The organism is Nocardia sp. NBC_01730 (genome assembly GCF_035920445.1).
Taxonomy (GTDB): domain Bacteria; phylum Actinomycetota; class Actinomycetes; order Mycobacteriales; family Mycobacteriaceae; genus Nocardia.
Window position 1 is genome coordinate 6,219,681 of record NZ_CP109162.1, and the last position, 17,658, is coordinate 6,237,338.

21 protein-coding genes are annotated in these 17,658 nt (G+C 65.5%); 13 read left to right on the forward strand and 8 right to left on the reverse strand.

Annotated features, from left to right (window positions below):
- The first annotated feature begins 34 nt into the window (after positions 1 to 34).
- The 3 genes from OHB12_RS26050 to OHB12_RS26060 all read left to right on the forward strand — a co-directional run bounded on the left by OHB12_RS26050 (position 35) and on the right by OHB12_RS26060 (position 1,637).
- Positions 35 to 466: a DUF4440 domain-containing protein gene (locus tag OHB12_RS26050; protein WP_327111556.1), complete on the forward strand. Its 432-nt coding sequence runs from the start codon at positions 35 to 37 to the stop codon at positions 464 to 466.
- 126 nt (positions 467 to 592) lie between these two features.
- The gene (locus OHB12_RS26055) at positions 593 to 1,180 is read left to right on the forward strand and encodes an NADPH-dependent FMN reductase (RefSeq protein WP_327111558.1); all 588 of its coding nucleotides are present in this window, start codon (positions 593 to 595) and stop codon (positions 1,178 to 1,180) included.
- 19 nt (positions 1,181 to 1,199) lie between these two features.
- Positions 1,200 to 1,637: a nitroreductase family deazaflavin-dependent oxidoreductase gene (locus OHB12_RS26060; protein WP_327111560.1), complete on the forward strand. Its 438-nt coding sequence runs from the start codon at positions 1,200 to 1,202 to the stop codon at positions 1,635 to 1,637.
- A gap of 65 nt (positions 1,638 to 1,702) precedes the next feature.
- Here the strand turns inward: OHB12_RS26060 and OHB12_RS26065 are convergent, their stop codons facing one another.
- Together OHB12_RS26065 and OHB12_RS36445 are read right to left on the reverse strand one after the other, a co-directional pair.
- The gene (locus OHB12_RS26065; protein ID WP_327111562.1) at positions 1,703 to 2,176 is read right to left on the reverse strand and encodes a DUF1772 domain-containing protein; all 474 of its coding nucleotides are present in this window, start codon (positions 2,174 to 2,176) and stop codon (positions 1,703 to 1,705) included.
- Between the two features lie 43 nt (positions 2,177 to 2,219).
- Complete coding sequence (locus OHB12_RS36445; protein ID WP_442800139.1) at positions 2,220 to 2,456, reverse strand: group II intron maturase-specific domain-containing protein; 237 nt, start codon at positions 2,454 to 2,456, stop codon at positions 2,220 to 2,222.
- A gap of 184 nt (positions 2,457 to 2,640) precedes the next feature.
- Between OHB12_RS36445 and OHB12_RS26070 the strand changes: the two genes are divergently transcribed.
- Both OHB12_RS26070 and OHB12_RS26075 read left to right on the forward strand, forming a co-directional pair.
- Complete coding sequence (locus OHB12_RS26070) at positions 2,641 to 2,892, forward strand: type II toxin-antitoxin system Phd/YefM family antitoxin (protein ID WP_327111564.1); 252 nt, start codon at positions 2,641 to 2,643, stop codon at positions 2,890 to 2,892.
- On the forward strand, positions 2,885 to 3,298 hold the full coding sequence (locus tag OHB12_RS26075; RefSeq protein ID WP_327111566.1) for a type II toxin-antitoxin system VapC family toxin: 414 nt from the start codon (positions 2,885 to 2,887) through the stop codon (positions 3,296 to 3,298). The genes OHB12_RS26070 and OHB12_RS26075 overlap by 8 nt, the downstream gene beginning before the upstream one ends.
- A 188-nt stretch (positions 3,299 to 3,486) precedes the next feature.
- On the opposite strand, the gene OHB12_RS26080 is transcribed toward OHB12_RS26075, so the two are convergent.
- A complete protein-coding gene (locus OHB12_RS26080; protein ID WP_327111568.1) occupies positions 3,487 to 3,861 on the reverse strand; it encodes a DUF6191 domain-containing protein in 375 nt (124 codons plus the stop codon).
- Positions 3,862 to 3,975: 114 nt separating this feature from the next.
- Here OHB12_RS26080 and OHB12_RS26085 point away from each other — a divergent pair, with 114 nt between their 5' ends.
- Positions 3,976 to 4,176: a hypothetical protein gene (locus tag OHB12_RS26085; RefSeq protein WP_327111570.1), complete on the forward strand. Its 201-nt coding sequence runs from the start codon at positions 3,976 to 3,978 to the stop codon at positions 4,174 to 4,176.
- 243 nt (positions 4,177 to 4,419) lie between these two features.
- Positions 4,420 to 4,695, forward strand: a complete 276-nt coding sequence (locus tag OHB12_RS26090; RefSeq protein ID WP_327111572.1) for a hypothetical protein — start codon at positions 4,420 to 4,422, stop codon at positions 4,693 to 4,695.
- An 89-nt stretch (positions 4,696 to 4,784) separates the two neighbouring features.
- On the opposite strand, the gene OHB12_RS26095 is transcribed toward OHB12_RS26090, so the two are convergent.
- Entirely contained in the window at positions 4,785 to 7,079 is a 2,295-nt protein-coding gene (locus OHB12_RS26095) for an MMPL family transporter (RefSeq protein ID WP_327111574.1), read from the reverse strand.
- Positions 7,080 to 7,283: 204 nt separating this feature from the next.
- Between OHB12_RS26095 and OHB12_RS26100 the strand changes: the two genes are divergently transcribed.
- The 5 genes from OHB12_RS26100 (at position 7,284) to tgt (ending at position 13,769) form a co-directional block, all read left to right on the forward strand.
- The gene (locus OHB12_RS26100; RefSeq protein ID WP_327111576.1) at positions 7,284 to 7,877 is read left to right on the forward strand and encodes a TetR/AcrR family transcriptional regulator; all 594 of its coding nucleotides are present in this window, start codon (positions 7,284 to 7,286) and stop codon (positions 7,875 to 7,877) included.
- Positions 7,878 to 7,915: 38 nt separating this feature from the next.
- Entirely contained in the window at positions 7,916 to 8,419 is a 504-nt protein-coding gene (locus OHB12_RS26105) for an RrF2 family transcriptional regulator (protein ID WP_327111578.1), read from the forward strand.
- Between the two features lie 87 nt (positions 8,420 to 8,506).
- A complete protein-coding gene (locus tag OHB12_RS26110; protein ID WP_327111580.1) occupies positions 8,507 to 10,240 on the forward strand; it encodes an ABC transporter ATP-binding protein in 1,734 nt (577 codons plus the stop codon).
- Positions 10,241 to 10,378: 138 nt separating this feature from the next.
- Positions 10,379 to 12,283 (forward strand): ABC transporter ATP-binding protein, encoded by a 1,905-nt coding sequence (locus OHB12_RS26115; RefSeq protein WP_327111582.1) that lies wholly within the window; start codon positions 10,379 to 10,381, stop codon positions 12,281 to 12,283.
- Positions 12,284 to 12,524: 241 nt separating this feature from the next.
- Entirely contained in the window at positions 12,525 to 13,769 is a 1,245-nt protein-coding gene (gene tgt / locus OHB12_RS26120; protein WP_327111584.1) for a tRNA guanosine(34) transglycosylase Tgt, read from the forward strand.
- Between the two features lie 39 nt (positions 13,770 to 13,808).
- Here tgt and OHB12_RS26125 read toward each other — a convergent pair whose 3' ends face one another.
- A complete protein-coding gene (locus tag OHB12_RS26125) occupies positions 13,809 to 14,585 on the reverse strand; it encodes a queuosine precursor transporter (protein ID WP_327121479.1) in 777 nt (258 codons plus the stop codon).
- 32 nt (positions 14,586 to 14,617) lie between these two features.
- Here OHB12_RS26125 and OHB12_RS26130 point away from each other — a divergent pair, with 32 nt between their 5' ends.
- Positions 14,618 to 15,133 (forward strand): DUF4190 domain-containing protein, encoded by a 516-nt coding sequence (locus OHB12_RS26130; RefSeq protein ID WP_327111586.1) that lies wholly within the window; start codon positions 14,618 to 14,620, stop codon positions 15,131 to 15,133.
- A gap of 75 nt (positions 15,134 to 15,208) precedes the next feature.
- On the opposite strand, the gene OHB12_RS26135 is transcribed toward OHB12_RS26130, so the two are convergent.
- Genes OHB12_RS26135 through OHB12_RS26145 form a run of 3 tightly spaced genes read right to left on the reverse strand, consistent with a single transcriptional unit; the run spans position 15,209 to position 17,449 of the window.
- Positions 15,209 to 15,946 (reverse strand): RDD family protein, encoded by a 738-nt coding sequence (locus OHB12_RS26135; protein ID WP_327111588.1) that lies wholly within the window; start codon positions 15,944 to 15,946, stop codon positions 15,209 to 15,211.
- Positions 15,947 to 15,993: 47 nt separating this feature from the next.
- Complete coding sequence (gluQRS, locus tag OHB12_RS26140) at positions 15,994 to 16,911, reverse strand: tRNA glutamyl-Q(34) synthetase GluQRS (protein ID WP_327111590.1); 918 nt, start codon at positions 16,909 to 16,911, stop codon at positions 15,994 to 15,996.
- A gap of 55 nt (positions 16,912 to 16,966) precedes the next feature.
- Positions 16,967 to 17,449 (reverse strand): DUF309 domain-containing protein, encoded by a 483-nt coding sequence (locus OHB12_RS26145; RefSeq protein ID WP_327111592.1) that lies wholly within the window; start codon positions 17,447 to 17,449, stop codon positions 16,967 to 16,969.
- Between the last annotated feature and the right edge of the window lie 209 nt (positions 17,450 to 17,658).

The window sequence follows — 17,658 nt, forward strand, 5'->3', positions numbered from 1 at the left end:
TCGAATTGATGATCGGCGGACGAAGGGATGGGAAATGGATGTGCGACCTACTTTGAGCGATCCAGAGGGTGGTGTGCGGGCGCATGAGGTGGCAGCCGGGTTTGCCGCCGGATTGCAGCGGGCCGGCGACGCCGACGGGTACGACTCCGACTTCGCGGCAGATGTGTTGTGGGGCAGCCCTTTCGGGGCAAGTGTGGCCGGATATGCTGAGCTGAATGCGCTCCACCACCGACTGATGGCGGCGAACGTCGCACCCCCGTCGCGATTCGAGGTGGTCGCCGCACTGACCCCCGCGCCCGGTGTCGTGGTAACGCAGATTCGCAGGCAGGCGGCCGATACCGAGGGGTTCTCGGAGATGGCGATGTACGTGCTGGTCGAACGTGGCGGGCGGTGGTGGCTGGCGGCAGCGCAGAACACTCCCGTCGGGGTGTCGCCGCTGCAGCGCGAAGCAGCCGCCAGCTCCTGATGATCCTCGAGCGCCAAGTCGCCGGCCTTCTCCCCGGCATCGCGGCGCCGTGAGCGGTGCACAGCCGCCAGCGTCCCTGCCTGCGTCAAGGCGGGCCGTATTCGCCTCGAAAGAAGGAACACCGATATGTCCCCCGGCACTGTGAGACTGGCCATCGTCATCGGAAGCGTCCGCGAAGGACGCTTCGCTCCCATCGTGGCCGCCTGGTTCATAGCCCAGGCTCGGCAGCGCGGCGATCTCGAGATCGACGTCATCGACTTGGCCGAGATCCCGCTCGGGTCGACCGCGCCATCCACGTCGCCGCCGGTGCACGTGCGGCAGGCGCTCGATCAGTTGACTCCGCGCCTCGCCGACGCCGACGCCTTCGTTGTAGTGACCCCGGAGTACAACCACAGCTACCCGGCAGCCTTGAAGAACGCTATCGATTGGCATGGCCCGCAGTTCCACGCCAAGCCGGTCGCCTTCGTCTCCTACGGCGGCATGTCCGGTGGTCTGCGCGCCGTGGAACACCTGCGTATGGTCTTCGCCGAATTGCACGCCGTAACCACCCGGGACACGGTCAGTTTCCACGGCGCGTGGCAGCAGTTCGACCAACAGGGAGAACTCAAAGAGCCCGAAGCTGCCGCCACTGCGGCCAAAACCATGCTGGACCAGCTCATCTGGTGGGCTCACGCGCTGCGGGACGCCAAAGCCACTCGGCCCTACGTCGCCTGAACACGAAGGAACGATCACCATGCCACTGACCGGCGAGTATGAACGCGGCACCATGGATTGGGCTGCGAATCAGGCCGAACGAATAATGGAATCCGGTGGCACGGAAGGTATGACGGCAATGGGCATGCCGGTCATCCTGCTGACCACCATCGGCAACAAGACCGGCAAACTACGCAAAACCCCCTTGATGCGGGTTGAGTACAAAGGTGAATACGCTGTGGTTGCGTCACTGGCCGGAGCGCCCAACCATCCGGTCTGGTACTACAACATCATCGCCGACCCGCACGTCGAGTTGCAGGACGGCACCGTCGCTAATGACTACACCGCTCGCGAAGTTTTCGGTGAGGAGAAGGCACTGTGGTGGAGGCGCGCCGTCGCGGCGTACCCGCCGTACGCCGACTATCAGAGCAAGACCACCCGTCAGATCCCGGTCTTCGTCCTGACCCCACGCTGGTGAAGGCTCGCTCACCTCTCGGCCTGGGCGGTGGCGCTGGTAGCCGAACGCTGTGAGCATTCAGGAGTTCAGCTCGCTACAGCGGCGGCGAAGAGGCACCCAACCGCGACGGCTTGCAGGGTCGTGCGGGGGATGGAGACGCTTTCCCACTTCCGTTGGAGCATTCTGATGTCACCGAGGGTCTCGCCCCTCAGGGCCGCTTCGGTCATCGCACGGTTGATGGGGGCATTGATCCGCAGGTAGATGCCGAGCCAAGCCAGTAGAGCGGTGAGAGCCACGCTGTCGAGCACGATCGTCTCGAGGTTTTCCTGCATGATGGCCACTAGCGTGGCCGCTCCCGCCGCGACTGTGCCTCCTATGCCTGGTATCACGAGTCTTCGGTCGCCGTATAGATGGACGAACCCGCTCAAGACGCCGAGAGCACGGTCGTCGAGGTGGGTCAACGCGGGGCGAAGTACGGTGGCGGCGAAGGTGTCGGATCCGTAGATGACGGCGGTTCCCATGATCGCGATGGCGGTGAGGATGGCGTGCGCTGTACCCACGAGGTCTCCATTCTTCGAACCGTCCCCGAGTTCGATGCCGGCTTTATGGTTGAGACATCGCCGGCTGGGACGTCGCGATCTGAGCGTAGTAGGCGGCTTCGAACTCCTCGGGCCGGGTGTGGTCGAGGAGGCTGTGCAGGCGCCGGTTGTTTCGGCCGGAATCGGCGGCGTAGTTGTACCATCCCCGCAGGACAGGGTTGACCTGCCGAAGCGGGTAGGTGAGGGTTCGATGTTTGTTGCGGTGCGTCAATTTCCAGACCTTGCTGGTCTCCGATGTCAGTGACCTCCTCGGCGGTCAGGGGAGGCGAACCGCTTGCTGCTGCCCGGTTTGAGCCGCCTATCGGTGCGAGCACCGCCTCGGCCTCGTCCCCACAGCGTTTCGGCATCTTCAACGAATTCCTGGCGCAGGATACTAGGACTGTAGCATTCTGTACACCACGTAGCAGTTTGAGTAGCCTGGGGGTATGAAAACGATCCAGCAACGCGACCTCCGCAACGACAGCGGCAAGGTCCTCGCCGCTGTCGAAGCCGGCGAGAGCTTCACTATCACCCGTAATGGCAAACCTGTCGCCGAACTCAAGCCCCTGACACGGCAAACCTTCGTGCCCATCGCCGAACTCGCCCGCACCAGCACCCACCTCCCGCGTATCGACTACAACGAGTGGCGTGCCGACATGGATGCGATGATCGACCAGGAGATCCCTGGCCGTGAATGAACCCACCAGTCCCCGGCACGTGCTGCTCGACACATCAATCCTTATCGATTACCCCGAGGTGCAATCAGCGCTGCCCGATGAAGCGGAAGCCGCCATCAGTGCGATAAGCCTTGCCGAACTCGCCGCGGGACTGCACTCCACCAAAGATCCGATGAAACAAGCCCGACGCCAACTCCAGTTTCAGTGGGTCGCGAAATCGTTCAATCCACTCGCGTTCGACGCCGAGACGGCCAACGTGTATGGGTCATTGGCTTTTCTCCTCGAGCGGATCGGGCGTAAACCCCGAGGACGAGTGGCCGACCTCCAGATAGCAGCTACGGCAGTCCAGCACAGCTTGCCGCTGTACACCCGCAACCCTGACGACTTCAAGGGGCTTGGACCGCTGCTGAACGCCGTCGCGGTGTAAGACGGGCGCAGGGCGGCGGACGGCCGGTTCGGTGGGCGCAACGGGACCGCATCCCGGGGTCGCTACAACGAAGGCATCGGCTGCGGCCAGGTGCGGAGTCAACGGTCATCGCCTTCGAACGTGAGAAGCTCTCAGCGCGGTGAATCACTTGCCGGAGATCGAAAACCTCGGTTCGCAGCGGAAATTCGTTAGCGGTGTTCGTCTTTGCGCAGCACGACGGTGTGGCGGTCCAGGTCGACGCCGAGCAGCGGTGGCGCACCGTGGTCCTGCTCGTCGCGCAGCATGGAGATCGATTCGCGGTGGTCGAGTTCCATGCGTTTGGTGCTGTAGAGCAGCGCGGTGAACTCGTCGGTGAACGTGCCCGAGAGTGGGGTGCGGCGCCGCCTGCGGCGCTTGTTGACGGTCAGCTCGTAGACCGCGACGAGCACGAGGAGGATCACCCAACCTGGAATCGACGACTGCAATACCGACGCCATGCCACCCGAAAGTACCAGGGACGGGGCGAACGGCCGCGCTCCCGACATCCGAACCGGTTGGTCGGCGAGCCGAGAATCCCCCCGCATACGGCGGATATTCGGCGAAATCGGGGGTATACGCCGGATACGGAAGTGCGGAAAGGACGCGATGTCATAATGCGCCGTAGAACAGTCCGCGCGGGAACGATGCGCGAGAGAAACATGAGAATCGGAAGTGTAATCGTCTTGGTCTGGCTGCTGATCGGCGTGGTCGCCGCCGCGCAGCGCCACTACTTCGACAGCGGCCCGGTCAACTGCGCCGGTGTGGGCACCGTCGCTGTCACCGTCATCGCAGGTCCGCTGAACTATATGGGCGTGAACCCGAAGATTGCGGATTGCAATGTGCCGCAACCGAGTCCGTAGTACGGCAGAGTGACCTCGGCGGCCGGGCGGATTCCGCTCGGCCGCCTGCGCAAAACATGGGCCGCTCGACGAGGGCCGGCGACGCTACTTCGGCCGTAGCCCGGTGACTACGCCCCGCTACGCAGCACTGTGCTCGCGGCGCCGGTCGACTACGTCGGGATGAACCCGAAGGTCGCCGGCGGACACGTTCCGCGGCCACGCCAGTAGCGGCGGGGTAACCAACCTGCATCCGGGTATCCAGCCATGGCAAGCACGGAAGGGAGCGATGAGATGCGCGACCATGGAACTCACAGGCGTGCCGCACGCGGAACGGGTACCCGACTTGTCGGGTTCGTGCTGATGATCTGGCTGGCCGTCGGGCTGCTCGCCGCCGGTCAGCGCCATTACTTCGACAGCGGCCCGATTATCGACTGTGCGGGATGGGGCACGATCGCCGTGACGGCGCTCGCTGGCCCGCTCAACTACACGGGCATGAATCCGAAGGTCGGCGACTGCGAGCTTCCGGAGCCCAGCCAGTAGCCGAACGAATGCCCACGAACTCGAGAACCGGAAACGCGCTCGGCCCCGCACCCGAAATCGGGATGCGGGGCCGAGCGGCGGTTTTCGGATCAGCTGACGCCGACTGGCATCTGCACGGTGTCCACCGAACGCTGCTGTAGCTCACGCAGTTTCGCGCCCTCGACGTCGATGTCCGGCAGGATCCGGTCGAGCCACTCGGGCATCCACCACGACCACTTGCCCATCAGCACCAGCAGCGACGGGATCAGCACCATCCGGACGATGAACGCGTCCAGCAGCACGCCTGCCGCCAGCGCGAAGCCGAACGACTTCGCCGTCACATCCGTCTCGAGCAGGAAGGAGCCGAACACCGAGATCATGATGATCGCGGCCGCGGTCACCACGCGGGCGCCGTGGTGGTAGCCGGCGACCACCGCTTCCTTGGGAGACCTGCCCTTGACGAACTCCTCACGCATCCGGGTCACCAGGAACACCTGGTAGTCCATCGCGAGGCCGAACACCAGGCCGATCAGCATGATCGGCAGGAAGCTGACCAGCGGATGCGGGTCCTCGATCAGCCCGAGCTTGCCCTGCTGGAAGATCAGCACGGTCGCGCCGAAGGTCGCGGCCATCGAAAGCAGGAATCCGAGTGCCGCGGTGAGCGGCACGAGGATGGATCGGAACACCAGGATCAGCAGAACGAATGCCGCACCCGCCACGATCGCCAGGTAGGGCACGATCTTGCTGAGCAGCACGTGGTCGACGTCGGCGTAGATCGCGGTGCTTCCTGTGATGCCGTACTCGATGCCGTACTGGGCCTTCAGCTGTCCTTCGGCGTCGCGGGCGTCCTGCACCAGATCTTTGGTGGCCTGGTTGTTCGGGCCCGACTTCGGCACGCCGTCCAACAGCACGCCCTGCTCGTCCTTGCTCCACTGCGGCTCGGTGACGTAATCCATGCCCGGGTAGGAGGCGAGCTTGTCGCGCAGTGCCCCGACTGCGGCCTGCCGGTTCTCGGCGGGCACGTCGGTCAGGTCGGCGGCCACGTTCAGCACGCCGTTGCTGCCTTCGCCGAAGCCCTCGGTGCGCAGCTCATAGGCCTTGCGGACGGTAGATGTCTTCGGCATGCTGTCGTCGCCGGGCAGGCCGAGGTTCAGGCCCGCCGCGGGCGCGGCGAGCGCGCCGAGCACCACGACGCTGAGGATCAGCGCCGCCCACGGTGCCTTGCCGATCAGTCGGCCGAAGCGCATGCCGTTGGTGACCGAGTGCTCGTCCTCGGGGTCGTGCTGGGCCACCACCGGCAGCTTCGGCTTGAACAGCACGCGGCCGAACGCGCCGAGCAGCGCTGGCATGAGGGTGATCGCGGTGAGCACCGCGAAGCCGGCGGCGATCGCGCCACCCAGACCCATGAACGTCATGAACTGGACGCCGACGATGCTGAGGCCCGCCAGCGCGATGATGACGGTCAGGCCGGCGAATACCACCGCGGAACCGGCCGTGCCGAGCGCGGTGCCCGCCGCCTCCTCGGGCGAATCCTGCACCGCGAGTTCGTGTTTGTACCTGGACACGATGAACAGCGCGTAGTCGATGGACAGCGCGATGCCGATCATCGATGCGAGGAACGTGGTGAAGCTGGGGACCTCGATCACGGAGGTGCCGAGCATGATCAGCGAGGTGGCCGCGCCGAGTCCGACGATCGCGGTGACGATCGGCACGAACGCGGCGACGATGGCGCCGAACGCCACGATCATGACGACCAACGCGACGGCCATGCCGATCATCTCGGACTTGCCGCTCGGGGCCTCCTGCTTCGTCGCGATGGAGCCGCTCATCTCGACCGTGAGCCCGGCATTGCGTGCGTCGGCGGCCACCTGGTACGCCGCGTCACGGTCCGTATCGGTCACATCGGTGAACTTCGCGATGGTGAACGGGACGTTCATCACCGCCACGGTGTCGGGCGCGGTCTTGCTGAGCACGTTGAGCGGCGCGCCACTGCACTGGGCGGGGTCGGGGTTGGCCAGGCAGCCCATCTTCTCGGCCGCTTCGACCGGGTTCGTGATCGGCTTGCCATGGTCGACGATGTCGAGCTGGCCGAGCTTCGCGATGAACGCTTCGACCGCGGCACGGTTCGCCGAATCGGTCAGCTTCTGCCCTTCCGGCGCGCTGATGACGTAGGTGCCGGTGACCGCGTCGAACTTGAACGCGTCGGAGGCGCCAGGGAAGTGCTTGTCGAGGATGTCGTTGGCTCGGGCGGACGGTAGGTCCGGCATGCTGAAGTCGTTGGTCATCGGCTTGCTGAGCTGTGCGCCCAAACCGCCGAGGAGCACGAACAAGACGAGCCAGACGGGAAGAACGATCCATTTCCTGCGGAAAGCGAACTTTCCCCATCTGTACAGATAAACGGACACGAGGGGTTACTCCTAGCGATGGCTGGGACGTGCTGGTTCCGCGTGTAGACAGCACTCTCGCGGGGAGCCCTGCCTGCCCCGCCTCCACACTGACGCTTTCTGCCTACCGTGCGGTAGGTAGACTACCCAGGAGCTAAGCGGAGGTGCAACCTCTATTTTGCTGGCACCGTTAGCTCAGCGCAGAAGTGATGAGAGGATCATCCCATGGCTGTCCGAGATGCACCTGACACTGTTGTGGCAGGTGGAGGCACTAAAATTGCAATCCGCGACGCAGCGGTCAAGCTGTTCGGAGCCAAAGGATTCGAACAGACGAGCCTGCGCGAGGTCGCGGATGCGGTAGGAATCACAAAGGCTTCGCTCTACTATCACTACGCCTCGAAGCTCGATCTGCTGCTCGCGATCATCGATCCGATCGTCGATCACATGCGATCGGTGGTCGTCGATCTGGACCAGGTGCCGCACGATGCCGAGGGTATTCGCCAGGTCCTGCGGACCTACTTGCGCGGGCTGATCCACCACCGCGGCGCCGGGGCACTGATCATGCGCGACACGGTCGCGATCATCAACGCGATGGCCGACCGCTACCCGGATGTGATGGACGCGAGCCGGGTGCTGCGGGAATGGCTGGCCGGGCCGAATGCCACCGAGGAGGCCAGGCTCCGGGCCTGCGCGGCGCTCGAGGTGATCGGCGTCGCGCTGGTGACCAAGGAATTGGTCCCCGGCGCCGACGATTCGCTGGTCGAGTCGTCCCTCCTGGACGCGGCGACTTGCGTGCTCACCGCGTGTGGAACCGCGTAGATTCGACCTACCGCCGCCAACGCCAGGGAGTTGTCGCTGTGCACATCAGCGCGAAGGTCGATTACGCGGTGCGGACGCTGCTCGAGATCGCGCGCGCATCGCGGCTGAACCAGACCACGGTCGGACTCGGCGTATCCATCGCGGAGGCCGCCCCGGTGGTCAAGGCCGAGGCCATCGCCACCGCGCAGCGAATTCCGCCCAAGGTGCTCGAGTCGGTGCTCGGCGAGCTCCGCAGGGCCGATCTGGTGATCAGCAGGCGAGGTCCGGAGGGCGGCTACTGGCTGGCCAGGCCCGCATCCGAGATCTCCATCGCCGACGTGATCCGCGCGGTCGAGGGCCCGCTGGCGTCGGTCCGCGGCGAACGACCAGAGGACGTGCGCTATCCCGGCGCGGCCGACTCGTTGCAGCGGGTGTGGATCGCGCTACGGGTGAACCTGCGCGCCGTACTGGAGAACGTGTCGATCGACGACATCGCGCGGAATCAACTGCCCGGATTCGTCGAGTCGCTCACCGAGGATCCGGGAGCGTGGTCGCGCAGATAGCGCCGCGCACCCCGACGAAAGGGTATTCATGCTGGTCAGGAATCTCCGCGACGGAGTACACCGTTTGCCGGTAGCCTGCGACTCATCATGCTGATCAGACTGCTTCGCGCACATCTGTACCCCTACCGCGCCCAATTGGCGGGGGTCGTTGTGCTCCAGCTGATCTCCGTCATCGCGATGCTGTACCTGCCGAGTCTGAACGCGGATCTGATCGACGGCGGCGTCACCAAGGGTGATATCGGCTATATCTGGACCATCGGCCTATGGATGCTCGCGGTCACCGGTGTGCAGATCGTCGCGTCGGCCTCGTCGGTCTATCTCGGTGCGCAGGCGGCTATGGGTGCCGGACGTGATCTGCGCGGCGCGGTGCTGCACCGGGTCGGCACATTCTCCGCGCGGGAAGTGGGGATGTTCGGCGCTCCGTCGCTGATCACCCGTAACACCAACGACATCCAGCAGGTTCAGCTGCTCATCGTGATGTCGGCGACCATCCTGGTGATGGCGCCGATCATGTGCGTCGGCGGCATCATCATGGCGCTGCGCGAGGATCTCGGCCTGTCCTGGCTGCTGCTGATCGCGGTGCCCGCACTCGGATTGTCCATGGGTTTCATCATCTCCAGGATGGTGCCCGGCTTCCGCGAGATGCAGACCAGGATCGACGAGGTGAACCGGGTGCTGCGCGAGCAGATCACCGGCATCCGCGTGGTCCGGGCGTTCGTGCGGGAGCGGCAGGAGACCTGGCGCTTCGGCGTGGCCAACACCGAACTCACCGAGACCGCGCTGCGTGTGGGCCGGTTGACGGCGCTGATGTTCCCGACGGTCATGCTGATCAGCAACGTCACCGCCGTCGCGGTGATCTGGTTCGGCGGGCACGCGATCGATGCGGGGCACATGCAGATCGGCTCGCTCACCGCGATGCTGTCCTACATCATGCAGATCCTGATGGCCGTGATGATGGCTTCGTTCCTGGCCATGATGGCGCCGCGCGCCGCGGTCTCCGCGGACCGCATCGCCGAGGTGCTGGACACCGAATCCTCGGTTCGCCCACCGCGATTGCCGCAGCCGTTCAAGGACGACCCGGCCGCAGTGGATTTCCAGTTCGCCGAATTCGCCTTTCCCGGCGCGGAAAAGCCGGTGCTGAAGGCCATCCGGTTCCAGGTGCGCCCCGGCACCACCACCGCGATCGTCGGGTCCACCGGCGCGGGCAAGACCACCTTGATCAACCTCGTTCCCCGGTTGATGGACGTCACCGACGGCGCGGTCTACGTCGGCGGAACCGACGTCCGCCACATCGACCTCGAGCTGCTGCGCTCACGGATCGGCCTCGTCCCGCAGAAGGCGTATCTGTTCTCCGGGACGATCGCGAGCAACCTGCGCTACGGCGATCCGGACGCCACCGACGAGGATCTCTGGCACGCACTGGAGATCGCGCAAGCCGCCGATTTCGTCCGGGATATGCCGAAAGGCCTCGAAACCCCGGTCGCGCAGGGCGGCACGACGGTCTCCGGCGGTCAGCGCCAGCGACTGGCGATCGCGCGGGCACTGGTGAAGAAGCCGAGGGTGTACCTGTTCGACGACTCGTTCTCCGCGCTCGATGTCGCGACCGACGCCAGGCTGCGAGAGGCGCTGAAGCCGGAGACCGCGAACGCCTCGGTGGTCATCGTCGCCCAGCGCATCACGACCATCCGCGACGCCGATCAGATCGTGGTGCTCGAGGACGGCGCGATGGCGGGCGTCGGCACCCATGAGCAGCTGATGCGGGACTGCTCGGAGTACCGGGAGATCGTCGAATCGCAGCTGAGTGCCGAGGAGGCGCGATGAGACACAATCGCGCAGCGCTCGTCGAGCCGACGGGGTGCGGGAACCCCCGCAGGACGCGGGAGGCGCGATGAGACACAATCGCGCAGCGCTCGTCGAGCCGACGGGGTGCGGGAACCCCCGCAGGACGCGGGAGGCGCGATGAGGCCAGGAATGCCGAGTCCCGGTGCGCCGGACGCCAAGGCGAAATCGTTCGGCCCTTCGCTGCGGCGCTTGCTGCGCAGGCTCGCTCCCGAACGGTTCTACGTCGGGTTGATCATCCTGCTCGTCGTCGTATCCGTGGTACTGAACACGCTGGGCCCGTACATCCTCGGCAAGGCGACCAATCTGGTCTTCGACGGCGTGGTCGGCAAACAACTGCCGTCCGGCGTCACCAAGGACCAGACGATCGAGGCGCTGCGGGCCAAGGGCGACAACACCTTTGCCGACATGCTCGGCGCGATGAACGTGATCCCGGGCGTGGGAGTCGATTTCGCCGCGGTCGGCAAGATTCTCACGCTCGTGCTCGTCCTCTACCTCGGCGCCGCGGTGTTCGGCTGGTTGCAGGGCTATCTGCTCAACATCGTCATCAATCGGACAGTGAAGCGGCTGCGCAGCGACATCGAGGACAAGATCCACCGGCTTCCGTTGCGCTACTTCGATTCCGCGCCGCGCGGTGACGTGCTCAGCAGGGTCACGAACGACGTGGACAACATCTCGCAGAGCCTGCAGCAGACCATGAGCCAGCTGCTGACCTCGGTGTTCTCGGTGCTCGGCATCCTGATAATGATGTTCTGGATCTCGCCGCTGCTGGCGGTGATCGCGCTGCTCACCGTGCCCGCCGCGGTCGTGGTCACCGCGCAAATCGCGAAACGCTCCAAGCCGCACTTCGTCAACCAGTGGAAATATACCGGCCTGGTCAACGCTCAGGTCGAGGAGGCGTACACCGGGCACGAGGTGGTCACCGCATTCGGCCGCAACCGCGAGGTCGGCAAGGAGTTCGACAAGCGCAATCAGGAGCTCTACCAGGCCAGCTTCGCGGCACAGTTCATCTCCGGTCTGATCATGCCCGCGATCATGTTCCTCGGGAACGTGAATTTCGTGCTGGTCGCACTGGTCGGCGGCCTGCGGGTAGCGACAGGCAACCTGTCGCTCGGTGACGTGCAGGCGTTCATCCAGTACTCCCGCCAATTCAGCCAGCCGCTGACCCAGATCGGCGCGATGGCCAACCTGCTGCAGTCCGGTGTCGCCTCGGCCGAGCGGATCTTCGAGATTCTCGACGCCGAGGAGCAGAGCCCGGACCCGGCGATGGCCGACACCCGCCCGGTGGATCGCGGCCGGGTGGAATTCGAGGCCGTCTCATTCCGCTACGAACCGGACAAGCCGGTGATCGAGAGGCTCTCGCTGCTGGTCGAGCCTGGTCACGTGGTCGCCATCGTCGGCCCTACCGGCGCGGGCAAGACCACGCTGGTGAATCTGGTCATGCGGTTCTACGAGCTCGACGCGGGCACCATCACCATCGACGGCGTCGATATCACCGAGATCACCCGCGACCACCTGCGCTCGCGCATCGGCATGGTGTTGCAGGACACCTGGCTGTTCCGCGGCACCATCCGGGAGAACATCGCCTACGGCAACCCGAACGCGAGCGAACAGGACATCATCGCGGCCGCGCGCGCCGCGTACGTCGACCGTTTCGTACACGCGCTGCCCGACGGCTACGACACGATCATCGACGAGGAGGGCTCCGGCGTCAGCGCGGGCGAGAAGCAGCTGATCACCATCGCGCGAGCATTCCTGGCCAAGCCGTCCATCCTCATCCTCGACGAGGCGACCAGCTCGGTGGACACCCGTACCGAGCTGCTGGTGCAACACGCGACCGCCGCGCTGCGCCGGGACCGGACCAGCTTCGTCATCGCCCACCGCCTCTCCACCATCCGCGACGCCGATCTGATCGTCGTCATGGAGGCGGGCCGGATCGTGGAACACGGCACGCACGAACGCCTGCTCGAGGAGCGCGGGCCGTACTACCGCCTGTACAACGCCCAGTTCGCCGCGGCTCTGTAGTTTTGGCCGCGCGGGCCGTGAACGGGGAATGCTCGGTTTCGCTGCGCTCGGAAGTGGGGGTCGGGCCGAGTGGTTGGGTCTGGAGGCGATCACTGTGCAGGGTTGCCTTCGCCTGCGGCGCGGCGGTGTTCGCCGCCGTGCTGGGCGACGATGTCGACACGCGCGCACCCACGGGCGGTGCCGGAGCTGATGGTCGGTGGCCTGCTGCGGTCGGCGGCCGCCGCCCTGGGAGGATGGCGGGGTGTCCGGTCCTGAATCCTTCTCCTTCACCGTCGGTGCTCGCCTGGACGGGCGGCACGGCCGGTCCGGCATGATCGGCACGCCGCACGGCCCGATCGCCACGCCTGCGTTCATCCCGGTGGGCACCAAGGCCACAGTGAAGGCGGTGCTGCCGGAGACCATGAAGGATCTCGGCGCGCAGGCGCTGCTGGCCAACGCTTATCACCTATACCTGCAGCCCGGCGCCGACATCGTGGACGAGGCGGGCGGGCTCGGCAAATTCATGAACTGGTCCGGGCCGACCTTCACCGACAGCGGCGGGTTCCAGGTGATGTCGCTGGGCGTCGGGTTCAAGAAGGTGCTTGCGATGGAGGCGGTCGACGTCCGCAGCGACGACGTGATCGCTGCGGGCAAGGAGCGGCTTGCCATCGTCGACGACGACGGCGTCACCTTCCGCTCGCACCTGGACGGCTCCGAGCGCCGGTTCACCCCCGAGGTGTCGATGGGCATCCAGCACGAATTGGGCGCCGACATCATGTTCGCCTTCGACGAACTCACCACGTTGCTCAACACCCGCGCCTACCAGGAGAAGTCGTTGCAGCGCACGCACGAGTGGGCGCAGCGTTGCATCGATGAGCACGAACGGCTGACGGCCGCACGCACGCACCGCCCGTACCAGGCACTGTTCGCAGTCATCCAGGGCGCGCAGTACGAGGATCTGCGGCGTAAGGCATGTCGCGGACTCGAATCGATCCGGGGAAGCGCGGGAACGGCGTTCGACGGCTACGGCATCGGCGGCGCGTTGGAGAAGCGCAACCTGGGCGCCATCGTCGGCTGGTGCTCGGACGAGCTGCCCGAGGACAAGCCGCGCCACATGCTCGGCATCAGCGAGCCGGAGGACATCTTCACCGCCGTCGAGAACGGCGCGGATACCTTCGATTGCGTGAACCCGTCTCGGGTCGCCCGCAACGCCGCGATCTACGTCGCCGAAGGCCGGTTCAACATCAACACCAGCCGCTTCCGGCGCGACTTCACCCCGATCGACGAGACCTGCGACTGCTACACCTGCGCCAACTACAGCCGCGCCTACATCCACCACCTGTTCAAGGCCAAGGAGATGCTCGCGGCCATGCTGTGCACGATCCACAACGAGCGGTTCACGGTGCGGCTCGTCGATCGCATCCGGCAGAGTATCGACGGCGGCTACTTCTACGAGCACAAAGCCGAGACCCTGGGTCGCTGGCGGGGCCGGATCCGGACGTCATAGGGTCTGAACCGGACTCCGCATCGTGGACTCGACACCCCTTCATCGGAGCAGAGCGGGAACTTCGCTCGGCGCGTAGCTGGGTTCGTGCTTCTTGAGCCACGCAATCACCCGATAGGTGATCGGCAGCACGATGACTTCCGCGAGCGTCTTCCAGAGGAAGCCGACGATCACGAAATTGACGAACTGTCCCCAGGAGTCGATGCCGATGGCCGTGGCCGCGATCGAGCAGAAGATCAGCGTGTCGCCGAACTCGCCGACCACGGTCGACCCGATCAGGCGCGCCCACAGGTGCCTCTCCTTGGTCCGCTCCTTGATCAGCACCAGTGTCGCCGAATTCAGCATCTCGCCGACGAAATAGCCCGCCAGACCGGCGGCGACGAGCTGCGGGGTTGTTCCGATGACGGAACGGAACGCGTCCTGGTTCTCGTAGAAGGTCGCGGCGGGCAGTTCGATGGCGATCTTGAAGCACACCACGGTCAGCAGCAGCATGGCGAAGCCGTAGTAGATGGCCCGGCGCGCGGCGCGGAAGCCGTAGATCTCGCTCAGCACGTCGCCGATGATGTAGGCGAGGGGAAAGAGGAACCAGGCGCCGTCCGTGGTGATCGGCAGGATCTCCAGCGGACCCAGTTTCACCGAATGGTCGCTGAGGAACTGCACGCCCTTGGTCGCGCAGATGTTGGAGATGATCAGCGTCGCGGTGAACACCGCCACGATCGGTGTGTAGTACCCCCGCGCCACCTGGGCGAATGCCGCATGCTCTGGCGCGGGGTCTCCAGGTCCGTGTTCTTCGGTTGTCTTCGACTCACTCACGTGCATCATCCAACCAGGTTGTGGAATACGCTGTACCAATGACGAATCCCGGCGATTCCGACGAATGGTGGAAGCAGTACAGCGGCCAAGGCGTGTCGCCGGAGTCCGGTGGGCAGAGTTCGGTTCCGCAGTACCCGAACGCCGAGCCGCCTTCGGGTTATCCGTCGGCGCCGCAGCACCCGGTGCAGCCGCCGTCGCAGCCGATGACGCCCCCTCCGCACCCGCAGTACCCGTCCTATCAGCAGCCCGCGCAGCCCTATCCGCAGCCGAACTACGCCTACCAGAGCCCCTACCAGCCCTATGGCGCTCCGGTGCAGGGCACCAACGGTGTGGCGATCGGTGCGCTGATCTCGTCGCTGGTCGGGTTCGTCACCTGTGGAATCGGCTCGATCGTCGGCATCATCCTCGGTGCGGTCGCGTTGAACCAGATCAAGCAGTCCGGGCAGGAGGGGCGCGGCATGGCGCTCGCCGGCGTCTGGATCGGTGTCGGTGCGATCGTGCTCGCCATCCTGTGGTTCGTCGTCGTGATCATCGTGGGGTCGACGAGCTCATAGCGGCAAGGGCCGGGAAAGCGTAAGGGGCGCACCCGAATCGGGTGCGCCCCTTACGCGTCGTACCGCTGCCCCGTGTCAGGCCTTGACGACCTGGGTGCCGCCGGCGAACTTATCGTGCCAGCCCTGCTTGTTCGGGTCCTGCGAGATGGTGACCATGATGTAGATCGCCAGGCCCAGCGCGACGAGGCCGCCGACGCACGGGATGATGTTCGCCGCGAGGAAGAGGTTCCGCTTCAGCGAGGTGACCGGGTCGATCTTGGCGGCGCCGCCGGGGGCGAGCACCTTCAGGCCGAGGATCTTCTTGCCCAGCGTGGTGCCCTGCGAGGTCTCCATGCCGACGAAGTAGCCGAGCTCGACAAGGGTCCAGACCAGGCCGAGACCAATGGTCAGGCCGAGCGAGTTGTTGACCAGGATGTACAGGATGAAGTAGGGGATCATCAGGATCAGCCCGTCGATGACGCGGGCGCCGATGCGGGTGCCGAGGTCACCAGGCTGGCCGTTGTAGCCGAAGTTGCCCGGCTGCTGCGGGTACGGCTGCTGACCGTAGGCATCCTGCCCGTACTGCGGCTGCTGCCCGTACTGCGGCTGCTGCCCGTACTGGGGCTGCTGCCCGTACTGCGGCTGCTGGCCGTACTGCTGCTGCGGCTGCTGGCCGTATTGTGGCTGCTGCCCATGCTGGGGCTGCTGGCCATGCTGGGGCTGCTGCCCGTACTGGGGCTGCTGCCCGTACTGGTCGCCGCCCTGCGGGTACGGCTGCCCGTACGGCTGCCCGCCCTGCGGATACTGGTTGGGGTCGTACCCACCGCTTGTCATAATTGTTTGTCCTCGTCGAGTGATCGGTAGTTCGGACGTTGCGTACGTTACGGACATCGACTGCGTTGCAACAACCCACTCACGTCGAGTATCCACGGTTCCCAGGGCAGAAGCCCGGGGTCGAAATGTGCGAGTAACTCAGATGACGATGTCGCGGTGCAGCCGAGTGAGGCGGCGAGGGCCGCCACGACCTGTTCGGGCGTGTTGCCGAGCGCCCGTTGGTCGGCCAGGGGCACCGCGGCGTCTCGCTTCGCCAGCCGCTTCCCGTCCGGGTCGAGCACCAGCGGGACATGGGCGTAGCGGGGCACCGGAAGATCGAGCAGCGTCGCGAGATAGGCCTGCCGTGGTGTCGACGGCAGCAAATCGTTGCCGCGCACCACCTGGTCGATGCCCTGCGCCGCGTCGTCCACGACGACCGCGAGGTTGTAGGCCGGGACACCGTCGCCGCGGCGCAGCACCAGATCGTCGACCGGGCCGCGGTAACGTCCGTGCAGTTCGTCGACCACCTCGAACTCGGTCGCCTTCGCGCGTAAGCGCAGAGCGGCCGGGCGGCCGTCGGTATACAACCTTTCTCGCGCCCGTGCGGTCAGTGTGCGGCAGGTGCCGGGATAGGCGCCCATCGGCCCGTGCGGCGCCGTCGCGGCCTGCTGGATTTCCCTTCGGGTGCAATAGCATTCGTAGGTCAGTCCGGCGGCGGTGAGGCGTTCGATCGCGGCCTCGTAGTGTGGCAGCCGCTCGGACTGCCGCACCACCGGCCCGTCCCAGTCCACCCCTATTGCGGCGAGGTCGTCCAGCTGCCGCTGCTCCGCGCCGGGGCGCACCCGGTCCAGATCCTCGATCCTGAGGAGGAAGCGCCGACCCGTGGAGCGGGCGAACGCCCAGGCGAGCAGGGCGGTGCGGAGGTTGCCCAGGTGCAGGTCCCCGGACGGGCTCGGCGCATACCGGCCCGCGCCGACCTCAGGCACGGGGCCGACTGGAGAACGATGAGGTGCGCACGGTGGCCATGGTAGGGGTGTGCGATCAGCCGCGGAGACGGGGCTTGAGGTTGTCGGCGGCCGGTTCGACGCCCGCGTCGAGCGTGGCGAGCAGCGATTCGGCGTGAGCGATCAGTCCGACACGGTCGATCCCGTAGGGCACTCTGTCGTCTTCCGGCCGATAGGCGGCCAGCCGGGTCACAGCCCGGTCCAGCAGTGTACGCGCCCCTTTGGGATTTCCACGCTGTATGTGGGTAAGGCCGACAGCGAACTGAGCAAGCGCCTGCCACAGCATCCGCTCAGCGAACGGCCCGTTCTTCCATGCTGCCTCTAATACCTCATGTGCATTGAATGCTAAACCGTCGTCCAGCAGTTGCTGGGCGAAGGTCAGGGTTTGCTGTGGCGGCAGATTCAGATCGTCCGGAATTCGGGCAACTCCGGCACTTCCCGGCGGCAGCGGACGCCCGAGGCGGTCGCGCGGACGGGTGCTACGGGCACGACCTGCATCGTCACGATCGCGTTCCACCATAGGTTCCATGATGCACGGCCGCGGCGGCACCGTCGAAGGGGCACTGCCCGCCGGGCGAATTGTCCGAGTGATAACGGAGCAATTACATCCGTTAAAAAGATTGTGGAACGCCGGTGTTCGGAATGGATGCCACCGGCTGGCAATGCTCCCGCAACTCTCGTCCTTCGCAAACGTGCGTGGTTGCGATGATTGAATAGATAAGAGGCGGG